The sequence below is a fragment of the Kocuria sp. ZOR0020 genome (assembly GCF_000800955.1).
Taxonomy (GTDB): domain Bacteria; phylum Actinomycetota; class Actinomycetes; order Actinomycetales; family Micrococcaceae; genus Kocuria; species Kocuria subflava.
This window is the reverse complement of record NZ_JROX01000274.1, coordinates 1-3,217: the sequence shown is the minus strand read 5'-3', so window position 1 is coordinate 3,217 and position 3,217 is coordinate 1. Positions and strand designations below refer to the sequence as shown.

General features: G+C 67.5%; 5 protein-coding genes and 1 pseudogene. 4 read left to right on the top strand and 2 right to left on the bottom strand.

Features of this window, described 5'->3' with window-relative positions; all coding sequences use genetic code 11:
• Positions 1-630, top strand: a 630-nt coding sequence (locus L979_RS12905; protein WP_047692611.1) for an Nramp family divalent metal transporter, incomplete at its 5' end; no start/stop codon positions are given.
• 44 nt (positions 631-674) lie between these two features.
• Positions 675-1,370, top strand: a complete 696-nt coding sequence (locus L979_RS12900) for a metal-dependent transcriptional regulator (protein WP_019311257.1) — start codon at positions 675-677, stop codon at positions 1,368-1,370.
• 39 nt (positions 1,371-1,409) lie between these two features.
• On the opposite strand, the gene L979_RS12895 is transcribed toward L979_RS12900, so the two are convergent.
• Both L979_RS12895 and L979_RS16005 read right to left on the bottom strand, forming a co-directional pair.
• Positions 1,410-1,958, bottom strand: coding sequence for a DUF3093 domain-containing protein (locus tag L979_RS12895; protein WP_231559544.1), 549 nt, complete (start codon positions 1,956-1,958; stop codon positions 1,410-1,412).
• A gap of 346 nt (positions 1,959-2,304) precedes the next feature.
• Positions 2,305-2,454 carry a hypothetical protein gene (locus tag L979_RS16005; protein WP_159450063.1) on the bottom strand — a complete coding sequence of 50 codons (150 nt, stop codon included), beginning with the start codon at positions 2,452-2,454 and terminating at the stop codon, positions 2,305-2,307.
• A gap of 191 nt (positions 2,455-2,645) precedes the next feature.
• Here L979_RS16005 and L979_RS12890 point away from each other — a divergent pair.
• Positions 2,646-2,771 (top strand): annotated as a pseudogene (locus L979_RS12890) (IS3 family transposase); the annotation flags it as partial.
• A 66-nt stretch (positions 2,772-2,837) separates the two neighbouring features.
• On the top strand, positions 2,838-3,167 hold the full coding sequence (locus tag L979_RS12885) for an IS3 family transposase (RefSeq protein ID WP_019311253.1): 330 nt from the start codon (positions 2,838-2,840) through the stop codon (positions 3,165-3,167).
• Positions 3,168-3,217: the final 50 nt, after the last annotated feature.

Genomic DNA, 3,217 nt, shown 5'->3' with positions numbered 1-3,217 from the left:
GTGATGCCCCACGCCATCTACGCCCACTCCGCCCTGGCGCGGGACCGCCACGGGCACTCGGTGCCCGCCGAGGCCCTGCCGCGGCTGCTGACCGCCACCCGGTGGGACGTGCTGCTGTCCCTGCTCGTGGCCGGGTCGGTGAACATCGCGATGCTGCTTTTGGCCGCGGGCAATCTCGCCGGGGTGCCCGGCACCGACAGCATCGAAGGAGCCCATGCGGCGATCACCGCCGCCCTGGGCCCGGCCGTCGGGGTCGCCTTCGGCATCGGGTTGCTGGCCTCCGGTCTGGCCTCGACCTCGGTGGGCTCCTACGCCGGATCAGCGATCATGGGCGGGTTGCTGCACGTGCGCATCCCGGTGTTCACCCGCCGGCTGATCACCCTGATCCCGGCCCTGGTCATCATCGCCGTCGGGGTGGACCCGACCTGGGCGCTGGTGCTGTCCCAGGTGCTGCTGAGCCTGGGCATCCCTTTCGCCCTGATCCCGTTGGTGCGACTGAGCAGCAACCGGGATCTGATGGGCGCCTTCGTGAACAAGGTGGCCTTGACTGTCGCCGCCTGGGTGGTCGTGGCCCTGATCGTGTCGTTGAATCTGGCGCTGATCATCCTGACCGCCACCGGGGCCGATTGAGTGGGCCCGGCAGCTCCGGCGCGGCACTCGGTAGCGTGGATCCCATGGACTTGAGTGAGATCACCCCGGTCGCCCAGGACTATCTCAAGGCGATCTGGTCGGCCACCGAATGGGGCGACCCGCCGATCACCACCACAGCCCTGGCGGCGCGGATGGGGACCTCCGCCCCCAACGTCACCGACACCGTCAAGCGACTGGCCGCCCAGGGGCTCGTCGAGTACCAGCCCTACAAACCCGTCACCCTCACCCCGCAGGGGCGCGCGTACGCGGTCGCGATGGTGCGCCGGCACCGACTGCTGGAGACCTTCCTCGTCACCACCCTGGGGTATCCGTGGGAGGAGGTCCACGACGAGGCCGAACGTCTCGAGCACGCCGTCTCCGACGCGATGATCGAGCGCATCGACGCCCAGCTGGGACAGCCTACGGCCGATCCGCACGGGGACCCGATCCCCACCGCGCAGGGACGCACCCGCCGCCCACTCAACACCACCCGGCTCACCAGGGCGAGGCCGGGACGATACGAGATCGTTCGTCTCTCTGATGCCGACCCGCAACTCCTGACCCGGTTCCGCGCCTGCGGCCTCGTGCCGGGCGGGCCTTTTCGTGTCATCGCCCAGGGAGCCAGCGGAACCACCGGTGTACCGGGGAACCAGCACACCGCGATCGATCTGGCCCCGGTGGAAGCCGAGGCCATCTGGGTGACACCCATCACCATCCTCAATACTCTCCGGAGCCTCTGAGAGCTGGTCACCGGACGAGCCCCTCACAGGACGCCGGTCTCAGCCGGCGGAGAGGATCTCGACGATGCGCTCCGGGTGACGGGTCGAGGTCAACCAATAAGGGGTGGGATCCACGGGATCGGTGATCTGGATGCGGACCACCGGGCCCACGGAGACGCGGAAGTTCATGTAGGCGCGGGCGTCAAGCTCGGGGCCCCGCACCCGTTGCACGGCGCTGCCGCGAAACGCTTCGGCCTCGCCCACAAACCGACGCTCGATACGGGCCCGCCCCACCTGCAACGACTCCCCGGTGATCACGATCCCGGTGCTCGAAACAATCAACGCCACCGCAGTGCCGCCGGCGACCACGGCCCCGACGGCCGTCCCGGCCCACATGTTGATCGGGGCCAGGGCAATGAAACCCACCAGGCCCGCGAAGAGCACGAGCAACCACATCCACCACGCGGCCGACAACCGTTCCTCGTACAGGACCGCCCCAGGGGCGGCCTTCGCGGGAAGGTTTTCGGCCCCAGGTTCGGCCGGGGAGGATCCCTGGGCGCTGCGGGACTCATCGGGTGGGCAGACGCCGGGGGACGCAGGATGGGACATGCTGCAACCCTCTCATGACAGCGCCCCCGCGGACCTTCTGGTCCGTGATCCCGGGGAGCAGATCCCGTCCGATCTGGGGTTTCTGGTTCGGCCCGATCACTGCCCCACCCAGAAATGACTTTGTGATGGGCGACAAGTGAGGAGTGTTCATCGATACCCGGCACTTCGGGAGCCCCCGTCGAGGACCTGGAGGCCACGGTTCTGCTGCCCAAGAATTGCATCCAGTGGTGCAAGAGCAATGCTGCGGGGTGCTGTCACCAGCCACGACAGCGTGCGGATGGGGCCCTCACCGATGTTATGTGGGTGAGGGCCAGCCACAAGCTGGATGGCCCCCACCAAAGCGCGATCAGTGCCCGAGGCCGGTCTTGTGGCTCACGTCCTTGTACCAGTCCGACCAGCCGTGACCGTCCCAGTAGCGGTACTTGACCACGTGGTACACCTTCTTGTCCTGGTGGTGATTGAAGTGGCGCCACTGCCCCCCCGCCCCAGGTTTCACCGCCGTGGTGGTTGAAGCTGTACTGGTAGTAGTCACTGCCGTGCTCGTGAGAATTCCCGTACTTGTCCTCGGCGTAGTAGTACTGCTTCACCTGCACCTTGGTGTAGCTGGGCTGACCCCGTTTTTTAGGTCCGGTGGTTCTGGGAGTCGTCCTGTCGCCCGTGGTTGCGGGCAGGGAGACTGGTCAGATCATGTCGAACAGCAGGAAGCGTCACACCCCGGAGCAGGTCGTCCGCAAGCTCGGGCAGGCCGACAGGATGCTCGCCGACGGCAGCGACATCGCCGCGGTGTGTCGGGAGCTTGGGATATCCGAGCAGGGGGCTTGACCCTTGATCTTGGACACGCGGTATCCAGCACGATGCTGGGGAAGCGAGAATCCAAGGATGGCCAGGAAGAACTACACCGACGAGTTCCGTCGCCGGGCGGTGGACTTGTACGAGTCCACGCCGGGCGCGACGCTCAAGGGGATCGCGGCGGATCTGGGCGTGTCCCGGGGCTCGTTGAAGGAGTGGGTCGACAAGCTCGGCTCTAGGACCACGACCGCGGGGGCGCCCACGGCCGCGCCGGCCGGTCGGCCGGAGTCGCAGGCTGCGCGGATCGCCCGGCTGGAGGCCGAGAACGCGGCGCTGCGGACCGAGCAGGCCAAGCTCGCCGAGGAGCGGGACATCTTGCGCCAGGCGGCGAAGTATTTCGCCGGGGAGACGAACTGGTGAACCGCTTCCAGTTCGTTGAGGACCACAAGGACGCCTGGAGCGTGAAGCGG

Coding starts and splice junctions, on each gene's coding strand:
- L979_RS12900 (WP_019311257.1), top strand. CDS start 675: ATGGACTTGAGTGAGATCACCCCGGTCGCCCAGGACTATCTCAAGGCG.
- L979_RS12895 (WP_231559544.1), bottom strand. CDS start 1,958: ATGTCCCATCCTGCGTCCCCCGGCGTCTGCCCACCCGATGAGTCCCGC.
- L979_RS12885 (WP_019311253.1), top strand. CDS start 2,838: ATGGCCAGGAAGAACTACACCGACGAGTTCCGTCGCCGGGCGGTGGAC.